At 62.0% G+C, this 22702-nt stretch carries 20 protein-coding genes; 3 read left to right on the forward strand and 17 right to left on the reverse strand.

Annotated features, from left to right (window positions below; translation table 11 throughout):
• From hfq to NAV33_RS03890, 6 genes are all read right to left on the reverse strand, one after another.
• Positions 1–255: an RNA chaperone Hfq gene (hfq, locus tag NAV33_RS03865; RefSeq protein WP_168425119.1), complete on the reverse strand. Its 255-nt coding sequence runs from the start codon at positions 253–255 to the stop codon at positions 1–3.
• 84 nt (positions 256–339) lie between these two features.
• The gene (gene miaA, locus NAV33_RS03870) at positions 340–1311 is read right to left on the reverse strand and encodes a tRNA (adenosine(37)-N6)-dimethylallyltransferase MiaA (protein ID WP_255977166.1); all 972 of its coding nucleotides are present in this window, start codon (positions 1309–1311) and stop codon (positions 340–342) included.
• Between the two features lie 112 nt (positions 1312–1423).
• Positions 1424–3307 (reverse strand): DNA mismatch repair endonuclease MutL, encoded by a 1884-nt coding sequence (gene mutL / locus NAV33_RS03875; RefSeq protein ID WP_255977168.1) that lies wholly within the window; start codon positions 3305–3307, stop codon positions 1424–1426.
• A complete protein-coding gene (locus NAV33_RS03880) occupies positions 3304–4722 on the reverse strand; it encodes an N-acetylmuramoyl-L-alanine amidase (RefSeq protein ID WP_423836627.1) in 1419 nt (472 codons plus the stop codon). The genes mutL and NAV33_RS03880 overlap by 4 nt, the downstream gene beginning before the upstream one ends.
• A 17-nt stretch (positions 4723–4739) precedes the next feature.
• Complete coding sequence (gene tsaE / locus NAV33_RS03885) at positions 4740–5210, reverse strand: tRNA (adenosine(37)-N6)-threonylcarbamoyltransferase complex ATPase subunit type 1 TsaE (protein ID WP_255977170.1); 471 nt, start codon at positions 5208–5210, stop codon at positions 4740–4742.
• Positions 5198–6697, reverse strand: a complete 1500-nt coding sequence (locus NAV33_RS03890; protein ID WP_255977172.1) for an NAD(P)H-hydrate dehydratase — start codon at positions 6695–6697, stop codon at positions 5198–5200. The genes tsaE and NAV33_RS03890 overlap by 13 nt, the downstream gene beginning before the upstream one ends.
• Before the next feature lie 173 nt (positions 6698–6870).
• On the opposite strand from NAV33_RS03890, the gene queG reads away from it, so the two are divergent.
• Both queG and NAV33_RS03900 read left to right on the forward strand, forming a co-directional pair.
• Positions 6871–7944, forward strand: coding sequence for a tRNA epoxyqueuosine(34) reductase QueG (gene queG / locus NAV33_RS03895; RefSeq protein WP_255977174.1), 1074 nt, complete (start codon positions 6871–6873; stop codon positions 7942–7944).
• A 177-nt stretch (positions 7945–8121) separates the two neighbouring features.
• A complete protein-coding gene (locus NAV33_RS03900) occupies positions 8122–9270 on the forward strand; it encodes an aldose epimerase family protein (protein WP_255977176.1) in 1149 nt (382 codons plus the stop codon).
• A 228-nt stretch (positions 9271–9498) separates the two neighbouring features.
• On the opposite strand, the gene dgoD is transcribed toward NAV33_RS03900, so the two are convergent.
• The 11 genes from dgoD to mpl form a co-directional block, all read right to left on the reverse strand.
• Positions 9499–10647 carry a galactonate dehydratase gene (gene dgoD / locus NAV33_RS03905; protein ID WP_255977178.1) on the reverse strand — a complete coding sequence of 383 codons (1149 nt, stop codon included), beginning with the start codon at positions 10645–10647 and terminating at the stop codon, positions 9499–9501.
• Positions 10648–10677: 30 nt separating this feature from the next.
• A complete protein-coding gene (locus tag NAV33_RS03910) occupies positions 10678–11658 on the reverse strand; it encodes a 2-dehydro-3-deoxygalactonokinase (protein ID WP_255977180.1) in 981 nt (326 codons plus the stop codon).
• Between the two features lie 36 nt (positions 11659–11694).
• On the reverse strand, positions 11695–12663 hold the full coding sequence (araH, locus tag NAV33_RS03915) for an L-arabinose ABC transporter permease AraH (RefSeq protein ID WP_272887218.1): 969 nt from the start codon (positions 12661–12663) through the stop codon (positions 11695–11697).
• Between the two features lie 21 nt (positions 12664–12684).
• On the reverse strand, positions 12685–14199 hold the full coding sequence (gene araG / locus NAV33_RS03920) for an L-arabinose ABC transporter ATP-binding protein AraG (protein ID WP_255977182.1): 1515 nt from the start codon (positions 14197–14199) through the stop codon (positions 12685–12687).
• An 85-nt stretch (positions 14200–14284) separates the two neighbouring features.
• On the reverse strand, positions 14285–15289 hold the full coding sequence (locus NAV33_RS03925) for a substrate-binding domain-containing protein (RefSeq protein WP_255977184.1): 1005 nt from the start codon (positions 15287–15289) through the stop codon (positions 14285–14287).
• Between the two features lie 138 nt (positions 15290–15427).
• Entirely contained in the window at positions 15428–16246 is an 819-nt protein-coding gene (locus tag NAV33_RS03930) for an SDR family oxidoreductase (RefSeq protein WP_255977186.1), read from the reverse strand.
• Positions 16247–16297: 51 nt separating this feature from the next.
• On the reverse strand, positions 16298–17176 hold the full coding sequence (locus NAV33_RS03935; protein ID WP_255977188.1) for an SMP-30/gluconolactonase/LRE family protein: 879 nt from the start codon (positions 17174–17176) through the stop codon (positions 16298–16300).
• Between the two features lie 21 nt (positions 17177–17197).
• The gene (locus NAV33_RS03940; RefSeq protein WP_255977190.1) at positions 17198–17923 is read right to left on the reverse strand and encodes a FadR/GntR family transcriptional regulator; all 726 of its coding nucleotides are present in this window, start codon (positions 17921–17923) and stop codon (positions 17198–17200) included.
• A 504-nt stretch (positions 17924–18427) separates the two neighbouring features.
• Complete coding sequence (locus NAV33_RS03945) at positions 18428–18712, reverse strand: YceK/YidQ family lipoprotein (protein ID WP_255978149.1); 285 nt, start codon at positions 18710–18712, stop codon at positions 18428–18430.
• Between the two features lie 89 nt (positions 18713–18801).
• Entirely contained in the window at positions 18802–19431 is a 630-nt protein-coding gene (gene ubiX / locus NAV33_RS03950) for a flavin prenyltransferase UbiX (RefSeq protein ID WP_255977192.1), read from the reverse strand.
• A gap of 128 nt (positions 19432–19559) precedes the next feature.
• Positions 19560–20909 (reverse strand): UDP-N-acetylmuramate:L-alanyl-gamma-D-glutamyl-meso-diaminopimelate ligase, encoded by a 1350-nt coding sequence (gene mpl / locus NAV33_RS03955; protein ID WP_255977194.1) that lies wholly within the window; start codon positions 20907–20909, stop codon positions 19560–19562.
• Between the two features lie 215 nt (positions 20910–21124).
• Between mpl and exaC the strand changes: the two genes are divergently transcribed.
• Positions 21125–22645: an acetaldehyde dehydrogenase ExaC gene (gene exaC / locus NAV33_RS03960; RefSeq protein ID WP_255977197.1), complete on the forward strand. Its 1521-nt coding sequence runs from the start codon at positions 21125–21127 to the stop codon at positions 22643–22645.
• The last annotated feature ends 57 nt before the right edge of the window (positions 22646–22702 follow it).

A 22702-nucleotide genomic window follows, 5' to 3' on the forward strand; every position in this document is an offset into this window, starting at 1 on the left:
TTAGTCGTTACCCGACTCGGACTGCTCCGCATCGCCGGTCGCAGGCAAACGCACCGGGCGCCCGGGGACAACCGTCGAGATGGCGTGCTTGTAAACCATCTGGCTAACGGTGTTCTTCAGAAGAATGACGAATTGATCGAATGACTCGATTTGCCCTTGGAGCTTGATACCATTGACCAGGTAAATGGAAACCGGAACGCGTTCCTTACGCAAAGTGTTCAGGTAAGGGTCTTGTAGCGAATGCCCTTTTGACATGTGCCGCACTCCTTAGAGGATCATTTTCATTAGTAAAATCAAACACGGCTGGTCTATCTGAGAATAGCCGGTCAAATTGCAGTGTCAGCTCAATATGGTGAGCGTCTTCAAGTATTTCAATGCTCGCGGCAGATTGTCGCAGGCCGAGCTTTCCAGCCAGTGAACCTCTTCCCATCCGCGCAACCAGGTCAATTGACGCTTGGCCAGTTGCCGGGTCGCGATAACGCCACGCTGAACCATCTCAGTCCTCGAGTAGGCGCCATCCAGATAACTCCAGACCTGGCGATAACCTACGGCGCGCATGGAGGGAAGTTCAGGATTCAAATCGCTACGTCTACGAAGTGCTTCGACCTCTTCGACAAATCCCTGTTCAACCATCTCTACGAAGCGCTGCTCGATACGCTGATGCAGGACCTGTCGCTGCGCGGGCGCAATGGACAGCTGCGCGACAGTATAAGGTAAGACGCCGGCCTCTGGCGTGCCTGCTCCGGCTTTTTGCAACCTTTGTCGGACACGGTGCTCAGTCATGCTGACACCGCTGACCCGATAGACCTCCAGCGCTCTGATAAGGCGTTGAGGATCGTTGGGATGAATACGCGCGGCCGACTCCGGATCGACCTCGGTAAGCTGCCGATGGAGCGCTGCTAGCCCCTCTGCCTGCGCCTGCGCTTCCAGCTCAGCGCGCACTACGGCATTGGCCGCGGGCATATCGGCCAAACCTTCGCTAAGGGCCTTGAAGTAAAGCATGGTGCCACCGACCAGTAGTGGAATCCGCCCCGCGGCAGTACTTTCCGCCATCGCCGCCAGAGCGTCGCTGACGAATTCCGCAGCCGAGTAACTTTGCGCCGGGTCACGGATATCGATCAGCCGATGGGGAAACTCCTGGAGCAGCTCAGCTGACGGTTTGGCGGTACCGATGTCCATTCCCCGGTACACCAATGCTGAATCGACACTGATCAGATCGCACGGCAACACTCGAGAAAGCGCAACTGCCAAGTCAGTCTTGCCAGCCGCGGTAGGGCCCATGAGAAAGATGGCGGGGGGAAACGGGGGCATGCTGGGATCCATCAGAAAAGAGCTGGAAGCGTGGAAGCGAATCAGTCTAAAGGGGCCGGTAACCGAAAGCTTTACTTCAAGCTTAGGGCTTTCAGCTTCAGGCTCATGCCCCCTATCTACCACGCAAAAATAACTTATCCAGCTCACCCATCCCCATCTGAGTCCAGGTCGGGCGACCGTGATTGCATTGGCCGCTGCGCTCAGTCTGTTCCATATCGCGCAACAGACCATTCATCTCCGGCAAGGTCAGACGCCGATTGGCGCGAACCGCACCGTGGCAGGCCATCGTGCCCAGTAGTTCGTTGAGGTGCGCCTGGATTCGATCGCTAGTTCCATATTCCAGCAGATCGGCAAGAACATCCTGCACCAACCGGGTTGCCTCGGCCTGCTTGAGCAACGACGGAGCCTGACGAATCGCCAGACTCTCCGGGCCAAGCCGCTGCAGCTCGAACCCGAGCATCTGAAACCAATGGCCATGCTCTTCAGCGCAGTCCGCCTCGCGCTGGCTAACGGCGATCGATTCGGGTACCAGCAACGGCTGGCCTCGTAGCCCTTCGCTGGCCATCGCCGTTTTCAGCCGCTCATACATGATCCGCTCATGGGCGGCATGCATGTCCACAAGCACCAACCCCTGAGCATTTTCGGCGAGGATGTAGATACCTTTAAGCTGGGCCAATGCGTAGCCCAGCGGGGGGACGTCATCCTGGCTCTCCGGCAAGGCCACAGGACTCAGACTCGCTTCGGCTAGCGGCGAAAAGAACTCGCGATAGGCGCCCTGCGCTTCTGCAATATTGCCGGTCGGCATTGATCGAGGCGCCTGGTAGCCGGCCCCGGCGCCACGCCAGGCAGGTTGCGACGCCTGCGGCTGTTCCAGCGCATTGGCAGCGAGGCTCATTTCGTTCTGCCCCGCAAACTCACCCGCGGCAAGACCAGTGACCTGGGTCATCGGCGTCACACTGGCCGGCGCAGCCAGTTGATCTTCTGGGCGCACATCGCCCAGCGCTCGATGCAGGGTTCCGTAGAGGAAGTCATGCACCATCCGGTTATCGCGGAAGCGCACTTCGTGCTTGGTCGGATGGACATTGACGTCGACCACCGATGGATCCACATCGAGGAATAACACGAAGGTCGGATGGCGACCGTTGAACAACACGTCGCGGTAAGCCTGGCGCACCGCATGGGCGACCAGCTTGTCGCGCACCATCCGCCCGTTCACGTAGAAATACTGTAGATCTGCCTGACTGCGGGAAAATGTCGGCAAACCAACCCAGCCCCAGAGATGCAGGCCGTTGCGCTCTATCTCGACCGGCAGCGCCTGCTCGAGAAAGGCAGGCCCGCACACCGAAGCTACGCGCCGCGCCCGGGAGGCGGCATCGCTGGCCTGATGCAGCGCCAACACAACCTTGCCGTTGTGACGCAGATGAAAAGCCACATCGAAACGCGCCAGAGCCAGACGCTTGATAACTTCCTGCAGATGATCGAATTCCGTCTTCTCGGTACGCAAAAATTTACGGCGCGCCGGCGTATTAAAGAACAGATCGCGAACCTCGACCGAGCTGCCGACCGGGTGTGCCGCCGGTTGAACACGCGCCTCCATATCGCGACCCTCGGTTTCCACCTGCCAGGCCTCGGCGGCATCGGCGGTGCGCGAGGTCAACGTCAGGCGCGATACCGAACTGATCGACGCCAGGGCCTCGCCGCGGAAGCCCAGGCTCATCACACGCTCAAGATCTTCCAGGTCGCGGATTTTGCTGGTGGCGTGCCGAGCCAAGGCAAGCGGCAAATCATCTGCCGGAATACCGCAACCATCGTCACGCACGCGCAGCAGTTTCATGCCACCCTGCTCGACATCTATCTCAATTCGCGTGGCGCCCGAATCCAGGCTGTTTTCCAGCAGTTCCTTGATCACTGAAGCAGGCCGCTCGACTACTTCCCCGGCCGCAATCTGATTCGCCAGCCGCGGGCTCAGCAGTTGGATGCGGGCAGCTTCGGTCATGGCTGCGACGCCAATGTGGTCGCAGGAATATTCAGCGTCTGGCCGACCTTGATCAGGTCGCTCTTCAGGCTATTGGCGTTGCGCAACGCCGGCAGACTGATTTGATAGCGCTCTGCAAGTAACGCCAGACTTTCGCCGGAACGAACCACATGCTCGCGCGGGCCACTAGCGATTTTTCCGGAGTCACGCATCCAGGCTACATAAGTGCCTGGCGGCGGATTTTCATGGAAGAACTGCCGCACGCCGCTGTGAATCGAGCGCGCCAGCGACTGCTGATGAGAAGCGGTCTGCAGCTTGCGCGCCTCGGACGGATTAGAGATGAAACCAGTTTCCACGAGAATCGATGGAATATCCGGCGATTTCAACACCATGAACCCCGCCTGCTCCACCCTGCGTTTGTGCAGCGGCGTAATGCGGCCCATATTGCTCAGCACCTTCTGCCCAACGTTGAGGCTGGAGGACAGCGATGCGGTCATCGACAGATCCAACAGCACGCCAGCGAGCATCTGGTCCTTGTCATCGAGGCTGACGTTGCCCGCGCCGCCGATCAAGTCCGAACGGTTCTCGCTGTCGGCCAGCCAACGTGCGGTTTCCGATGTAGCGCCACGGTCCGACAGCGCGAACACGGACGCCCCATAGGCGGCCGAGCGCGGCGCGGCGTCGGCGTGTATCGAAACGAAAAGGTCGGCGCCTTTCTTCCGCGCGATCTCGGTACGCTTACGCAGAGGGATGAAGTAGTCGCCAGTGCGCACCAACTCGGCGCGGAAGCCTTTTTCAGTATTGATCTGTCGCTGCAGTTCCTTGGCTATCTGCAATACCACACCCTTCTCGTAGACCTTGCCCGGCCCGATCGCACCAGGGTCTTCGCCACCATGGCCAGCATCGATGGCGATGACGATGTCACGCTTGCTCGTTGGCAACGGCGGCAGCTTCAACGCCGGAAGGGCCGGCGAAACTGGCGTAGCAGGAGTACTCGGAGTAATGGTGGCGGGAACACTGGCGGTGGCCGCCGAAGCATCAGCCTCGTCATCGTACAGATCGACGACGAGGCGATGCCCGTATTGCTGGTTGGGTGTCAGCGTGAAGCTCTTTGGGGAAACCTGTGCAGAAAGATCGATGACCACGCGCAGCGTATCGGCGTCGAACTTTGCCGCCCGCAGGCCAGAAATGGGCGTGTTCTTTAGCGGTAGTTGTTCGAACGGCTTCGGCAGGCTGCCGCCATCGACATCGATGACGATGCGATCCGGTGACGTCAGGGTGAAAACCTTGTGCTGTACCGGGCCGGAGAGATCGAATACCAACCGCGTATTATCCGGCGCTCGCCACAGACGCACGCTCTGCACGTCGGAAGCAGCCAGGACCTGTACGGCCGCGAGCATTAATGCCAAACCACTTACCAGCGCGCGCATGCGCATACCCAACCCCATGTTTTTCATTGATTACTAATGGTCAGGACGGAACACCAGCCTTCACCGCGCTTGCCCCGTGGCGTCAAACGCAGCGTACGACCGGCCCCGTGCGGCGTAATGGTAATGTCCAGGTCGGCCTTTGGCAAAATACCGGCGCCACGTTCCGGCCACTCTACCAGGCACAGGGCGTCTCCTTCGAAATAGTCGCGAATGCCTAGAAATTCCAGTTCTTCCGGATCGACGAGCCGGTACAGATCGAAATGAAAGACGCGCGCGTGCGGCGTCTCGTATGGCTCGACCAGGGTAAAAGTCGGACTCTTGACCTTGCCCTCGTGGCCGAAACCGCGGATCAGCCCGCGCGATAATGTGGTTTTGCCCGCCCCTAGATCACCGTGCAGGTAGATCACGCCCCGACCAGCGGTCGCCTCAGCGATGCGCGCACCGAGCGCCAGCATCGCCTCTTCATCTGCTGCAAACAGCGTCACTTCCGACATGGCGATTGTTCCTCGAGCAATTGGCGGACAGCAGGGATCAGATCAGCTGCAGCAAGTCCTCGACCTTGCACACCCAGACGTTCGCCCGCCGCAGCATGCAACCAGACGGAGAGACAAGCCGCTTCGAACGGCGCCAGCCCCTGCGCAAGCAATGCGCCAGCGACACCAGCCAGCACATCGCCGAGGCCAGCGCTGGCCATCGCCGGATGCCCGCGATCACATAGCGCCAGTCGGCCATCGCGGTCGGCGATCAGGGTTCCGGCGCCCTTGAGCAGCACGGCACAATCGAAACGTACAGCCAGGGCGCGCGCAGCGGCGGGTCGATCGGTCTGGACCTCGGCTACCGAAATATTCAGCAGTCGCGCGGCCTCGCCGGGATGTGGCGTCAACAGGCAATTGCTCGGCAGCTCGACCGCACCGGCTGCCAGTAAATTCAGCGCATCGGCGTCCCACACCTGAGGTACACGACACTGAGGCGACAGCGACAGCAAACTGCGCCCCCACGGTGCCTGCCCCAGGCCAGGTCCGATTACCAGCACATCGGCGCGCTGGGCCAGCGCTGTCAGCGCATAGGTGGATTCGACACCGCTGCACATGATTTCCGGGCGCCGCACCAGCGCGGCGGTGACATGCTCGGGGCGTGTCGCCAGGGTCACCATGCCGGCACCGCAGCGCAGCGCAGCTTCGGCTGACAGCAGTGCGGCGCCGCCGGTACCGAGATCGCCGCCGATCACCAGCACCTGACCAAAGCTGCCTTTATGAGCAGTCGCAGAACGGGGCGCGAGCGCCGGCAGATTCGCTTCGGACAAGCGCACTGCCGAAGGCTCGATCTGCTCGACTACCACCGCATCGGCTTGCAGATCGTCGAAAACCAAAGCACCCACCCGATCCGGCCCCTCACCCGTAAATAGACCGACCTTGAGACCGATGAAAGACACCGTCAGGTCGGCGCGCACCGCTTGTCCGAGCACGCGGCCGGTATCGGCGCACAGGCCAGACGGCAAATCGACCGCCAATACCGGCAGGGTACTTTCATTGATCGAGTGGATCGCAGCCGCATAAGGCTCTCGGACATCGCCAGAGATACCCGTGCCCAGCAGCGCATCGACCAATACGCCCCGCAACCTTGCTTCCTGCGTCCATTGCCGAATGGCCACTCCGGCGCTCTGCGCCTCAGCGAAGGCTTGCGCAGCGTCGCCCTGTAATTGCTGCGGGTCACCGATCGCAAACACCTCGACCCGACGACCGGCACGCTGCGCCAACGCCGCTATCAGGTAGCCGTCACCGGCATTATTGCCGCGCCCCGCCAACACCGTGATTGGCTCTTCATCAGGCCAGCGCTTGCGCAGCGCGCGCCAAGAAGCGTGAGCCGCGCGCTGCATCAACTCGAAACCAGGCGTTCCAGCAGCGATCAGACGGGTATCCAGCTCGCGCACCTGAGCCGCGGAATATAAAGAGGTAGGCAGAGTATCGGTGGTCTGAGACATGAATCACCCGAGCGAATATCTGGCAGAATTATACGCATGCGACCGCCGTGCCGCCCGCGGCACATCCAGCCTCATGGCGACCGCGCAAGGTTCGACGGCAGCAAACTAGAAGCTTCCGCGGGCGCACCGCACAAACGACGCCGCACGCCGCGAATTCTCGAAGATCCGATTCAATGTCCAGCAACGCTCCCGACCCCGCTGCCCTCGCCCAATCCATCAAGGAATGGGGCCGTGAGCTCGGCTTCCAGCAAGTCGGCGTTACCGGTGTCGATCTGGCTGAGCACGAAGCGCACCTCGAGCGCTGGCTAGAAGCCGGTTATCACGGCGAGATGGACTATATGGCTGCCCATGGCAGCAAACGTTCCCATCCGGATCAGCTGGTTCCTGGCACGCTGCGGGTCATCTCGCTGCGCATGGATTATCTGCCGGGCGACACACGCATGACCGAGCAACTGGCGCATCCCGAAAAGGCCTATGTGTCCCGCTACGCGCTGGGCCGTGACTATCACAAGCTGATCCGCAAGCGCCTGCAGCATCTGGCCGAGCGCATTCAGCAAGTGATCGGCCCCTTCGGCTTTCGTGCGTTCGTCGACAGCGCACCGGTACTGGAGAAGGCCGTGGCGCAGCAGGCCGGCCTCGGCTGGATCGGCAAGAACACCCTGGTGCTCAACCGCAAGGCTGGCAGCTGGTTCTTTCTCGGCGAACTTTTCGTCGATATCGCCCTGCCGGTCGACGAACCTACCGCGCGGGATCATTGCGGCAGTTGCCGTGCCTGTCTGGACATCTGCCCGACGGAGGCTTTCGTCGGTGAACGCGTGCTGGATGCGCGGCGCTGCATTTCCTACCTCACCATCGAGCTGAAAGGCCCGATCCCCGTCGAGCTGCGGTCGAAAATCGGCAACCGCGTATTCGGCTGCGATGACTGCCAGATCGTCTGCCCCTGGAACCGCTTCGCCCGGCCGACCGAGCAGACCGACTTCCAGCCGCGCCATAGCCTGGACAATGCCGAACTAGCGAGCCTGTTTCGCTGGACCGAAGACGAATTCCTCAGCCGTACCGAAGGCTCGCCGCTGCGTCGGACGGGATATCAGAACTGGTTGCGCAACCTGGCGGTCGGGCTGGGCAACGCCCCGTCCAGCATTCCCGTGCTTGAAGCGCTCCAGGCGCGTCGCGACGACCCCTCGGAGCTGGTGCGCGAGCATGTGCACTGGGCGCTCGCACAACATGAAGCCCGCCAGAACAGCTGACCGCCCCGGCTATCCGCACTGCAGGCATATCGTTTTGCGTATGACCAACACCTGAATTGGTATTGGGAGGGAATGGCTCGGCTGTCTAGGCTTCAGCCGGCGCAGCGCCGCCCTGCATCCGTACAGCCCTGGCGACGTGCGTTCACGCAAAAAACAACAACAATGTCAGGTGAAGCCATGCAACACAGACTGTTACTCAACGGAATTGCCCTTGCTCTTATGATCAGCACATTCGGCGCCCAGGCCGCAGGCCTGTCCAACCAGCACAGCAGCTTCGGCAAGATGCCGGACGGCACGTCCATCGAAAAATACACCCTGAAGAACAGCCAAGGGGTCGAGGCCGTTGTGATCACCTATGGCGGCGTGCTGCAATCGCTGCTGGTACCGGACAAGAACGGCAAGCTCGAGGACATCGTGCTCGGCTTCGATGACGTCGACGGGTACATCAAGAACGGCAACGTCTATTTCGGCGCCACCATTGGGCGCTTCGGCAACCGCATCGCCGATGGCCGCTTCGAACTCGACGGCACGACGTACCAGATCCCGCAGAACGATGGCAGCAATGCACTGCACGGCGGGCCGCAGGGCTTCGATAAGCGGGTCTGGAAGGCCAAACCCGCCGATGAAGACGGCTGGGTCGGTGTCGAGCTGAGCTATGTATCTCCCGACGGTGAGATGGGCTTTCCCGGCACTTTGACCACCCACGTGACCTACAGCCTCAACGAAGACAACGAGCTGCGCATCCAGTACAGCGCCACCACCGATAAACCCACCGTGCTCAACCTGACCAACCACAGCTACTTCAATCTGGCCGGGGCCGGCAGCCCGAGTGTGCTCGATCAGGTCGCCACGCTTCACGCGTCGCGCTATACGCCGGTGACCAAGAAGCTGATCCCCACCGGCGAGCTGGCTGAGGTCAAGGGCACGCCGATGGATTTCCTCCGGCCGACCAGCTTTGGCGCACATATCAAAGATGATCACCAACAACTGAAATTCGCCGAACCCAAGGCCGGCGGCTTCGATTTCAACTGGGTGCTGGATACCGATGGAGACCTGAGCAAGCTGGCCGCCGAAGTGCTAGATCCCGAGTCCGGTCGGCGGCTGCTGATGTACACCACCGAGCCCGGCGTCCAGCTCTATACCGGCAACTTCCTCGACGGCAGCATCCACGGAAAAGGTGGTAAGGCGTACCCGCACTGGAGCGCCTTTACCCTCGAAACGCAGCACTACCCGGACTCGCCCAATCAGCCGAACTTTCCAAGCACCCGCCTCGACCCGGGCGAAACCTATACCCAGACCACTATCTATCAATTTCCCAAGCCCTGAAGCGGAAGGCCCCGCATGGGGCCTTTTGCCTGGTTCCGGCCGCCCACCTCAACGGTTATGCGTTCGCGGCCGTTTTTCTGGTGGGCTAAAGCTCACCCTACATTTTTTGCATTCCCCGTGCGGGTACGTGCGCCACCCCTGAGTATCGTAGGGTGGGCTTCAGCCCACCGGTTCCGGCACGACGCGGTGACTAAAGCGGAACGCCACCGCGCTCCAAAAATCCCTGCCCTACCACTCCGCCACGCTGCCGTCGGCGTGACGCCAGATCGGGTTGCGCCAGCGATGACCGATGCGCGCCTGTTCCAGCACATAGGTCTCGTTGACCTCAATGCCCAGGCCCGGCCCGTTCGGAATCGCAACGAAGCCATCCTCATAATCGAACACCTGCCGATTGCTGATGTAGTCGAGCAGGTCGTTGCCCTGGTTGTAATGAATACCCAGGCTCTGCTCTTGAATGAACGCGTTGTAACAGACGCCATCCAGTTGCAAGCAGGCAGCTAGCGCGATCGGCCCCAGCGGACAATGTAACGCCAGCGCGACGTCGTAGGCCTCGGCCATGCTGGCGATCTTGCGCGTCTCGGTGATGCCGCCAGCGTGAGAGGTGTCCGGTTGAATGATGTCGACGTAGCCCTCGGCGAGGATGCGTTTGAAATCCCAGCGCGAGTACAGCCGCTCGCCTAAGGCAATCGGTGCGCAGGACAGCGGCGCCAGCTCCTTGAGCGCCTCGTAGTTATCGCTGAGCACCGGCTCCTCGATGAACATCGGCCGATACGGCTCGAGTTCCTTGATCAGAATCTTCGCCATGGGCTTGTGCACACGGCCGTGAAAATCGACGCCAATACCGATGTTCTTGCCCACCGCATCGCGCACCGCGGCCATATTCGCCAGCACCGCATCGACCTTGGCGTGGCTGTCGACGAACTGCATTTCCTCGCTGGCATTCATCTTCACCGCGCTGAAGCCGCGCGCCACGGCGTCACGAGCGGCATTGGCGGTATCCGCCGGACGATCGCCGCCGATCCAGGAATACACGCGGATGCGCTCGCGCACCCGACCACCCAACAACTCGCTGACCGAGACACCCAACGCCTTGCCCTTGATATCCCACAGCGCTTGATCGATGCCGGCAATGGCGCTCATGAGGATGGGCCCGCCGCGATAGAAGCCGCCGCGGTACATCACCGTCCAGAGGTCTTCGACGTTGCGCGGGTCGCGGCCGATGAGGTAGTCGGCCAGCTCTTCCACCGCCGCGGCGACGCTGTGCGCGCGGCCTTCGACGACAGGCTCGCCCCAGCCGGTGACGCCTTCATCGGTTTCGATCTTGAGGAACAGCCAGCGTGGCGGCACGACCAGTGTGGTGAGGCGAGTTATCTTCATTCGGTAGTCTCTAAGGTTGCGGTCAGCCCGTTAATGGCCAGCGTGGTGTCGAACATGCGGCTCTCCTGCTGCCTCGGCAGCGACCAGACCAGCCCCTTCGGCGATCTTCCAGAGCCCGGCGGCCGTCGCCTCGGGTGCGAAGCGCAGCGACTCGAAGCCGCAATATTCCAGCGCCCACAGGTAACGGGCGCACAGGGTTGAATTACCGATGAGGACGATGGGCTGCGACGGCAGCACCTGCAGCGTTGATGTCATGGCGGCCAGCTCGTGGCCGATCAGCAGCCCGGACAGATAGTCGGCCTGGGCCGTGCCGCTGAGTTCGCCAGTCAGCACCAGCGTGCGGCTGCTGAAAATGGTGGCCAGCGGGCCGCCCTGCCCCTCGTGCAATCTGGCCACGCAAAGACCGCGCTCGAACGCGGCGGCATTGAAGGCGTCATTGGCAACCGCCGTGCGTCCGAGAATGGTGTGGCCGAGCAGCGCCTGATAAACCTCACCGGTCATGAAGGTCTGGAAATGGCGGAGCCGGCCGCCTTCCATCGTGACCCATTTGCTGTGACTGCCCGGCAAGCCAATCAGCAATGGCGCAGCGTGATCGGCATCGCCATCGAGCAGACCGAACACCTGGGTCTCTTCGCCACGCATCACGTTGGGCAGCGTGCCGCGCTGAATCACGCCGGGCACCAGCCACAGCGGCATGCCGCGCGGTCGCTTGATCGGCAGCAGCGCCGAACCCAGTTTTTCGGCGCCAAGCGGCGCCTCGACATAGGTCGCTTCGCGCCAACCCTGGGCACTGCCGATCATGCCGCAGGCGATCATTGGGATATCCCGATCGGCCGCCTGCCAGTCGCCGCAGGCCTGTTCCAGCGCGCTTTCAAAGTCGGCCTCGCTGCCATCGAGCTGCATGATGCCCAGCGGCAGGCTGCGCTCTTCCAACGTTTCGCCGGCCGCACCGAGCCGATAGGCGCTCAGTGAACTGGTGCCCCAGTCCAGCGCGATCAGATGTGTCTTCACAGGTTCTCCAGCGCGCCGCCATCGGCGCGATTGGGATCAGCGCTGCTTCAGCCGATCGATGATCACCGCCAGCAGCAGAATCGTGCCGCGGATGACGTACTGGTAGAAGGTGTCGATGTTTTTCAGGTTCATCGCATTCTCGATGATGGCCAGAATCAACACCCCCGCGATCACATGGCGAATCATGCCGATGCCGCCGCTGAGCGAGACGCCACCGAGCACGCAGGCGGAGATCACGGTCAGCTCGAAGCCCTGGCCGATCATCGGCTGCCCCGAGGTCATCCGCGACGCCAGCACCACGCCGGCCAGCGCACCGATCAATCCGTGCACGGCGAAGATGATGATCTTGGTGCGGTCGACATTGACCCCAGCCAGCCGCGCCGCCTCTTCGTTGCCGCCGATGGCCATCGTGTTGCGGCCGTAGGTGGTGTAGTTGAGCAACCAGCCGAAGAAGACGAAGCAGAGGATGGTGATCAGGATGGGCACCGGTACGCCGAACAGCCCGCCGTTACCGAACAGGAAGAATTCCTCCTGCATTACCCCCACGGCCTTGCCATCGGAAAAGATGTAGGCCAGCCCGCGCACAATCTGCATGGTCGCCAACGTCGCAATCAGTGCGTTGATGCGCAGCTTAGCGATTACGATGCCGTTGATCAGCCCGACCACCAGGCCCATCGCCAACGCTGCCGAGACACCTAGCATCACGCTTTCGGTGTCGCGCATCACCACCGCTGCCACCACGCCGGCGCAGGCGATCACCGAGCCGACCGACAGGTCGAAGTGGCCGGACGCCAGGCAGAACAGCATGGTGCAGGCCGCGATGCCGACAGTGGATATGGCGAGACCGAGGCCGCGCATATTCAATGGCGATAGAAAATTATCGATGAAGATCGCCGACAGTACGAAGATGCCGAGCGCGGCCAGCACCATGACCCAGTCATCGAGGAAGCGGCGCATGTTGAGACCCTGCCGCGGCGCGGACAGAGCGTTTTGTTGAGCAGACATAAAGCACCTCATCATTGTTGTTCAGCCGCGCGAACGCGGGAGTGCCAGTTGCAGCAAGCGCGATTCTTCAGCCTGATCGCGGGCGACCTCTCCGGTGATCGCGCCCTCGCTCATGACCAGAATGCGGTCGGAGATGCCGATGACCTCCATCAGATCGCTGGAGACGACGATGACCGCGATGCCGCTCGCCGCGAGGTCATGGATGATCTGGTAGATCTCGGCCTTGGCGCCGATGTCGATGCCACGGGTGGGCTCGTCGAGTAGCAGCACCTTCATTGGCATCGACAGCCAGCGACCCAGGATCACCTTTTGCTGGTTGCCGCCCGAGAGATAAACGATCTGCTGATCGGGCGAAGGCGTCTTGATGTTCAGCGCACGGATCTGACGGTCGGCGTTTTCGCGTTCCCAGCGGCCCTGTACCAGGCAGCCCAAGCGGGCATTGCGGCCGCGCGCGCCGATGTTGATGTTCTCCGCCACGCTGCCCAGCGGCACGATGCCTTCCTTCTTGCGGTCCTCGGGGCAGAGCAGGATTCCCGACGCGATGGCGTCGCGCGCGGATTTCAACTTCACCGGCTGGCCATCGAGCTGTACCGTTCCGGCCTTGTGCGGAGCCAGTCCGGCTAGCAGGCGCAGCAGTTCGGTACGCCCGGCGCCGACCAGGCCGAAGAAACCGAGCACCTCGCCACGGCTGACCGAGAAACTCACCGGCTCCTGCAAACCGTGGCCAAGCAGGCCTTCGACGCGCAGGGCCTCGCCTTGCTGCTCGCGGGGCCGGTAGTTGTAGATGTCCTGGATATCGCGGCCAACCATGCAGGTCACCAGCGCGTCGTGAGTCAGCTCGCTTATGTCGTCGAAGGTGCAGACGAAGCGGCCATCCTTGAACACCGTTACCGCGTCGCAAATGCGGAAGATCTCTTCCATCCGGTGCGAGACGTAAAGCACCACCCGTCCCTCGTCCCGCAACCGACCGATAATCGCCATCAGCCGCTCGATTTCCCGCGCCGACAGGCTGCTGGTGGGCTCGTCGAACGCGATCACATGGGCGTTGCGCGACATCGCCTTGGCGATTTCCACCAGTTGGCGCTGCCCCAGCGACAGGCTGCCCAGACGCGCGGCTGGGTCTATCTCATCCGCCAGCCCTTTGAGCAGTTCACGCGCCTGACGCTGCATCGCGCGACGGTTGACCAATCCGAAGCGCGACGGCATGTGCCCGAGCATCAGGTTTTCGGCCACGCTCATTTCCGGTACCAGGTGCAGCTCCTGATGGATCACCGCGACGCCGCTGGCGATGCTCTCACCGGCTGACTTGAATGCCAGGCTGCGCTCGCCGATCTGCAGGTCGCCGCTGCTCGGCTGGTAGGCGCCGCCCAGAATCTTCAGCAGTGTGGACTTGCCGGCACCGTTCTCACCCATCAGGGCGTGCACGGTGCCGGGTCGAGCCACGAAGCTGATCTCCGACAATGCACGCACGCCTGGGAAGTTCTTGCCGATGCCATTGAATCGCAGGCTGTCGCCCGCTTTGACTTGTTGAAGCATGGAGCGTCTCCACCCTCGCCCGAAAGACCGGGCGAGTTCGATGCTGAAATCGGCCTGGCAACAGGCCTCCCACGAATGAACCGGCTTATTTCCAGAGACCGATCTTTTCCAGTTCTTCCTGGAAGTTCTCGCGGGTGATCAGGGTGACTTCGTCCATTGCGGTGTACTTCGGCGGTTCTTTCCCGGTGGTTACCCACTCGTACATCATCCGCGCGGTTTCGTAGCCTTCGATATGCGGACTGGGCAGCATCGAACCGTAGAAGCCGCTGTTGTCCTTCTTCAACTCACCAATCGCATCGGTGCCGTTAATGCCGATACCGATTACGTTCTCGGCACTGAAGCCGGCGCTTTCGGTTGCGCGTACGCCACCCAGCACCGTGTTGTCATTCATACCGCCGATGATCAGGTTCTTCGCGCCGCGCGGTAGCTTCACCAACGCCGAGGTGGTGGCGTTCATGCTGCCCGGTACGTCGAGCGTCTTCTGTGGGGTATAAAGGATGTGGTCCTCGGGAAAGCCAGCCTTCTTCAGGGCGTCGACCGAGCCATCGGTGCGCTTCTTGCCGGTGTCGAGCTCGTTGTAGGTGTTGATCACCGCGTACGTCTCGCTCCAGTCCCAACCACGCTTCTTGGCTTCTTCGGCCATGGCCGCGCCCTGCTTCTGGCCGACTTCGAACGCAGCCATGCCGAGGTACGGCACGTCTTCCATGAACTGGCCCTTGGCATCGACGAAGCGGTCGTCGACGGCCATGACCTTGAGATCGTTGAACTTGGATTTGGCGACGATGGCCGGGCCGAGCGCCACGTCAGGCGGGCAGATGACGAAGCCCTTGGCGCCGTTGGCCGCCAGGCTGTCGATGGCGGAGAGAGTTTTCTCGCCGTCCGGCACGGCGATCTTGAGCAGGGTGAAACCGTGCTCCTTAGCGGCCTTCTCGGCGAACGCCCACTCGGTCTGGAACCAAGGTTCCTCGGGCTGTTTGACTAGAAAGCCGATCTTCACATCTTCTTCGGCCAGGGTTGCACCGGCAAAACTCATCGCGCCGACAGTCAGCGCGGCACAGCAAAGCGAACGGATTCCGAAAGACCGGAACATAGCTACCTCCATTGTTCTTATTGAATAGCTTTTATGATTCGTCAGGTGCTCATCGCCCTGATAAGTCACCACCGAATGCTTTGCTGGCGGCTACCGCAGGGCCGCGTGCAGCCCTTTTGAATCGAAATCTCGTCGCACTCAATCGTGGTAAAGCACCGAACGGCCGCCATCGATGGTGATGCAGGCGGCATTGATAAAAGGCGCCTCGTCTGTGGCAAGAAACAGCGCCGTCATCGCCACCTCGATCGGCTGGCCGATGCGCCGCGGCGGGTGCATGTCGAAGGCGCGCTGGCGCTCGGCATGCGGGTCGGCAAAATCGTTCCAGTAATCGACGTTGAGCTGCGTCTCGATGTAGCCCGGCGCGATGGCGTTCACGCGAATGCCCTTGGGCGCATATTCGATGCCCAGCGCGCGGGTCAGCCCGAGCAGGCCGTGCTTGGCGACCGGATAGGGAAAGCAGCCGGGAATGATGTTGGTCGAGTGCACCGAAGCGATGTTGATGATGTTGCCGACGCCGCGCTGCACCATGTGCGGCAACGCGGCCTTGCAACCGAACCAGACGCCGTCAAGGTCGATTGCGAAGCAGCGCCGCCAGTCTTCCTCGGTCATTTCCAGCGGATCGCGGAACACGTTGACGCCGGCGCAGTTGACCAGCACATCGACCTGGCCGTAGTGCTCGAGCGCCAGCCCGACCAGCGCTTCCAACTCGGCAGGCTTTGTGACGTCGGTTTTCAGCGCACGCACTTCACCGCCCCGCTCGCACCAGCCAGCGGCGACCCGCTCGGCCTTTTCGCCCTGGATGTCACCGATGACAACCTTAGCCTGCTGCGCTTGGAAGCAGGCCACGATGGCCTCGCCAATGCCCTGGGCGCCGCCGGTGACGACCACCACCTTGTCCTTCAGGCGTTCGCCGCGTGGGGGTTCGGGTGTCGGTGGCAATGTGAGCGGTGAAGCCATGTGAACAACTCCTGAGCAAATAGAGGGCCGCGCCGCGGCCGGATTAACGGGTCAACCCGCGAAGCGTGTGCAGGGCATACCGGAGATGCCGACATCGGCCATCAGCACGGCACCGTCCAGCTCGTTCGCCGTCTCGCCTGGCGTGGCCGAGGTGACGTACAAATGGGTCAGGTTCGGCCCGCCGAATACGCAGCTGGAGGGATGGCTGACGGGCAGTTCGACGATGCGATCCAGGCAGCCGTCGGGAGCGAAGCGCAGCAGGCAATGTCCGCCCCAGCGCGCATTCCAGACGTAACCCTGGGCATCCATCGCCGAACCGTCAGGCGCGCCACGGGGATGCGGGCCAGCCCAGGCGTCACGGTCGACCAGCCTCCCATCGTCGGCGACACGGTGGACGTACAGCGATTCATCCAGCGTGTCGCCGCAGATGACTCGGTCGCCCGCCTCGCTCCACAGCAACGTATTGACGATGCCCAAATCACTGAGCAGCTGCGTGACCGAGCCGTCCGGGTCGACCCGAAACAGCCCGCCGGAGCGCCGCGTAATCGGCAGGTCACCACCGTTTTCGGCGATGTTGTTCTGCATGGTGCCCAGCCAGAGCCGCCCTTGGGCGTCGCAGCGCGCCTCGTTGGCGCGATTGCCAGGCGTGGCGTCAGCAACGCAGAACCGTTCGAGAACGGGTTCAGCCTCAGCGGAGGCGAGATCGAGGCGGTAGACGCCGCTGGTCAGGGTCACCAGCGCATCGCCACGATTGCAGGGAATGAAGGCCGATACCGGCTCGGCCAGCTGCCATTGCCGGTAGCCGTCGGGGCTCAGCCGACAGGCCATTCGACCGACGATGTCGGCCCAGTAGAGCGTCTGACCCTCGGCATCCCAGAAAGGGCCCTCGGCCAGGCTGTAACGTTGTTGCGAGATGGGCAGCCATTGCATGGTCGCGCTCCGCGATTATTGTTATGGCGCTGTCTGCTCGCCGCGTAATACGACCAGCTCCGGGTAATGACGTGAAATGGTCAGGGCGGCGCGCTCGATCAGCGTCATGCACGCCCAGACGCCGCGAGCGGCATCGCGGGTGGCGATGGCGTCGGCAATTTCCTTGTGCAGCGGCAGGGTCAGCCCGAGTTCATCGGGGACCGTTGATGAGACTTCGAAGGACACCGCCAGCAAGGCGCCCAGCGCCGGCACCATGCGCTCGATGAACTGGTTATGGCTGGCCGCGAGCACCGCTTCATGGAACAGCTTGTCGGCGCGGTTGTAGTCGTCCTTGTCACCCAGGGAAGCGGCAAGCGCCTGATAGGCAGCCTGGATTTCGGCGATCTGCTGCGGCGTAGCACGCTCGCAGGCCCAGCGCACCGCGGTCGGCTCGATGGTCCGGCGCAGATCGAGCAGGTCCATCACGAAGCTTTCCGGCAGGCCGTTTTCGGCCAGCCAGCCTACAACCTGTACGTCAAAAAGATTCCAGGAGCGCACCGGGGTCACCCGCGTACCGACCTTCGGGCCGACGTCGAGCATGCCCTTGGCCACCAACGTCTTGATCGCCTCGCGGATCACGGTACGGCTGACACCCAGTTCCTCGCAAAGGCCGGCTTCGACCTTCAGCGCCTCACCAGGCTGAACCTTGCCCGACGCGATCCAAGAACCCAGCCATTCAACCGTTGCGCTGTGATAGTTGTTCGACATGCGAGCCTCCGCTCGGCTGCCATTGGTTCTACTGAACCCTATCATCATATGATTGGCTGTCAAATTTACCCGGCCAGTTTCGTATCGAATTCGCCCGAAAGATGTCATCGGCGCCGCGAGAACGATGGAAATCCGCTCCGGCATACGCTGTATAACTGAAGATACAGAGCGGCAGGGACGCGCTTTGCAGAGCTTAAACAGACGCAACCGACCGGCGCGCATAGACGCGCGCGATACAGACTCGCCTCGGATCAGATCATATGAATGATAACTGGCGGACGCTTGAATGTTCCGCTGACGGCTCGCGATCAGGCCAGGCCTCATCGTCTTCCCTCGCTTTTCTTGTTCTTCATGGTGGCCAAGGTGGCCCCTGCACGTCGCCACTCTAAGAACCGCCATGCGTGCTGCCTAATGACAGCCACTGATCTAGCGATAACCGTTTCTTATCGGTACGGAAGCGAACAGCTAATGCGGGGCGGCAGGCGTATGGTTCGGGCTGAAGAACTAGAGACCGCCCTGCACGTTCAGGCCCAACCCGAGCACGGCAGCAAGCGAGAACGGCAGCAGGAGTGTGTCGAGTAGCAAGCTGGCTGGCAGATCGAGTGCGGCATGTTTAGGTGCCTGGGCACCGAAACGGTCAAGCGGGCAGCAGCCGCCGTTGAGGCTGTACCAGTCCAGGCGTGTGCCGGAGTAGACGATCGGTGCGCCGGGCTTGGCCGCATCGAGGGTGCGCACTGTGGCGCAGCCGGAAAGCAGCAGAACGGTCAATAGCGTCGAGCAGAGTCGCATCGCTAAACGTTTCACAACCGCTCTCCTTAATTCGTTCTTCGCAGCACTTGATGAACATTGCTGCGCTCACCAGCCCTACGAAGCGATGCTCAGTCGTCACTGACGATATGGTGTTCGCCCCAACGCGGCAGCATGTCCTGCGGAATATTGAGCAGATTGAGTATCCGCGCCACGACGAAGTCGATCAGGTCATCGATGGTCTGCGGTTGATGATAGAAGCCCGGCGACGCCGGCAGGATGGTCGCACCGATATTGGACAGCTTGAGCATGTTCTCCAGATGAATGCTCGAATACGGCGCCTCGCGCGGCACCAGGATCAACTGACGGCGCTCCTTGAGGGCGACGTCAGCGGCGCGCTCGATCAGGTTGTTGCAGGCGCCGGTGGCAATCGCCGAGAGGGTTCCGGTCGAGCACGGCACCACTACCATGGCCGTCGGCGCGCCGGAGCCGGAGGCCGGCGGCGCCATCCAGTCTTCCTTGGCGAACACGCGGATCTGTCCAACCGCAGCGCCGGTGTATTCGGAGAGAAACGCTTGCATCGCCTGTGGCTTGGCTGGCAGCACGACGTCGGTCTCGGTGGCCATCACCAGCTGTGCAGCCTTGGAGATCAGGAAGTGCACCTCGCGGTCTTCCTGGATCAGGCAATCCAGCAGGCGCAGGCCGTATTGAGCGCCAGAGGCGCCGGTCATGGCCAGGGTGATGCGTTCCGGTCCGCTCATTCGTCGTTCTCTCGCGCTATTGCGTTGTTTTTGGTGGGCTGAAGCCCACCCTACCCCGGCTCTGTGCATCACCAGGTCCGGAGCCGCCCGAATACCCGTAGAGTGGGCTTCAGTCCACCAATCAGACCCTATGCCAGCGCCTCAGCCAACTTGCTGTGCAACCCACCAAAGCCACCATTGCTCATCACCACCACCTGCGTACCCGGCGTGGCGTCGGCCTTGACCTTGGCGATGATCGCCTCCAGCGAATCGCACACCGTCGTAGCAACCGGCGAGCCGGCGACCGTCGCCGCCAGATCCCAACCGAGATTGGCCGGCGCGTACCAGATCGCCTGATCCGCCAGCACCACCGACTCGGCCAGACCCTCACGGTGGGCGCCGAGTTTCATGGAATTGGAACGCGGCTCGATCACGGCAATGATCGGCGTATCGCCGACACGCTTGCGTAGACCATCAAGCGTGGTCGCGATAGCGGTCGGGTGATGGGCGAAGTCGTCATAGATGGTCACGCCGTTGACCTCGGCAACCTTCTCCATGCGCCGCTTGACGCTGCGGAATTCGCTCAGCGCCTCGGCACCCTGCTTCGGCAACACGCCGACATGACGCGCCGCGGCGAGCGTGGCCAGCGCGTTATTAACGTTGTGCTGGCCGGTCAGCTCCCAGTCCACCACGCCTTGCACGGCGCCGTCGAAGATCACCTCGAAGCGCGAACCATCGGCACTGAGCAGGTTCGCCTGCCATTGGCCGCCCTCACCGGTGGTCTGCACCGGCGTCCAGCAGCCCATGCCGATCACGCGCTTGAGCGCTTCTTCGGATTGCGGATGGATGACTAGCCCTTCGCTCGGCACGGTGCGCACCAGATGGTGGAACTGCCTTTCGATAGCCGCTAGGTCCGGAAAAATATCGGCGTGGTCGAACTCGAGGTTATTGAGGATCGCCGTACGCGGGCGGTAATGGACGAACTTGCTGCGCTTGTCGAAGAAGGCGCTGTCATATTCATCCGCCTCGACCACGAAGAACGGCGTGCCGCCCAGGCGCGCCGAGATGCCGAAATTCTGCGGCACCCCGCCGATGAGAAAGCCCGGGCTCATGCCCGCGTGCTCCAGCACCCAGGCGAGCATGCTGCTGGTGGTGGTCTTCCCGTGAGTACCGGCAGCGGCCAGTACCCAACGGCCCTGCAGGACGTGATCGGCCAGCCACTGCGGACCGGACACGTAGGGCAGGCCCTTGTTCAGCACGTACTCAACCGCAGGGTTGCCACGCGACAGCGCATTGCCGATCACCACCAGATCCGGTGCCGGCTCGAGCTGGCTCGGCTCGTACCCTTGGGTCAACTCGATGCCCTGGGCTTCGAGCTGCGTGCTCATCGGTGGGTAGACGTTGGCGTCGGAACCGGTAACGCGATGGCCCAGTTCCTTGGCGAGAACGGCCAGCGAACCCATGAAGGTGCCGCAGATACCGAGAATATGGATATGCATGAATGACCTCTGAAAAAGCCGCGCCGGCAGACATGAGAGACGACTTCAGCCGTGATCGCCAGCACCGAAAACTGCGCGGCAGATTAGCACAGCGATGCCGCTGGCAGCCCCCGCCACGGACACCACCGCACGTCGCCTCGCCAACCGACGAACGGGCGTTGATCTACGCTCAATTTCAGTAGTCCCAGCACAATTAAAAGACCCGGAGACCCACCATGCGTTACGCCCATCCCGGCAGCGACGGCGCTGTCGTTTCCTTCAAATCCCGTTACGGCAACTACATCGGCGGCCAGTTCGTCGAACCGGTCAACGGCCAGTACTTCACCAACTTATCCCCGGTCAATGGCCAGCCCATCGCCGAATTCCCCCGTTCCGACGCAGCGGATATCGAGAAGGCGCTTGACGCCGCCCACGCCGCGGCCGACGCCTGGGGCAAAACCAGCGTGCAAGCGCGGTCAATGATCCTGCTGAAGATTGCCGATCGCATCGAGCAGAACCTCGAAATGCTCGCCATCACCGAAACCTGGGACAACGGCAAGGCGGTGCGTGAAACCCTGAACGCCGATATCCCGCTGGCAGCCGATCACTTCCGCTATTTCGCCGGCTGCATCCGCGCCCAGGAAGGCACCAGCGCAGAGATTGACGAGCACACCGCGGCCTATCACTTCCACGAGCCGCTGGGTGTGGTCGGGCAGATCATCCCGTGGAATTTCCCGATCCTGATGGCCGCCTGGAAGCTTGCCCCGGCGCTGGCCGCCGGCAACTGCGTGATACTCAAGCCAGCAGAGCAGACGCCGCTGGGCATCGCGGTACTGATGGAGCTGGTGGGTGACCTGCTGCCGCCCGGCGTGCTCAATATCGTTCAGGGCTACGGCAAGGAAGCCGGCGAGGCGCTGGCCAGCAGCAAGCGCATCGCCAAGATCGCCTTTACCGGCTCCACCCCGGTGGGCTCTCACATCATGCAGCGCGCCGCCGAGAGCATCATCCCGAGCACCGTCGAGCTGGGCGGCAAGTCGCCGAACATCTACTTCGAAGACATCATGCAGGCCGAGCCGACCTTCATCGAAAAAGCCGCCGAAGGGCTGGTGCTGGGCTTCTTCAACCAGGGCGAAGTCTGCACCTGCCCGTCGCGGGCGCTGGTGCAGGAGTCGATCTACGGGCCGTTCATGGAAGCGGTGATGAAGAAGGTCTCGCAGATCAAGCGCGGCGACCCGCTAGACACCGACACCATGGTTGGCGCCCAGGCCAGCCAGCAGCAGTTCGACAAGATCATGTCCTACCTGGAAATCGCCCAGCAGGAAGGCGCCGAAGTGCTGGCCGGCGGCGGCGTGGAGAAACTCGAAGGCAGCCTGGCCACGGGCTATTACATCCAACCGACCCTGCTCAAGGGCACCAACAAAATGCGCGTGTTCCAGGAGGAAATCTTCGGGCCGGTGATTGGCGTCACCACCTTCAAGGACGAGGAAGAGGCCTTGGCCATTGCCAACGACACCGAATACGGCCTCGGCGCGGGCGTCTGGACTCGCGACATCAACCGCGCTTACCGCATGGGCCGGGCTATCAAGGCCGGTCGCGTGTGGACCAACTGCTACCACCTTTACCCCGCCCATGCGGCGTTCGGTGGTTACAAGAAGTCCGGCGTGGGTCGCGAGACTCACAAGATGATCCTCGACCACTATCAGCAAACCAAGAATCTGCTGGTGAGCTACGACATCAATCCACTGGGGTTCTTCTAGCACCCACAACGCTCTGAAAAAGTGCCCGCCCGCGCCGAACGGCGTCGGGCTGGTGCG

This window comes from Stutzerimonas stutzeri, from assembly GCF_024448715.1.
In the GTDB taxonomy this organism is placed as follows: domain Bacteria; phylum Pseudomonadota; class Gammaproteobacteria; order Pseudomonadales; family Pseudomonadaceae; genus Stutzerimonas; species Stutzerimonas stutzeri_AR.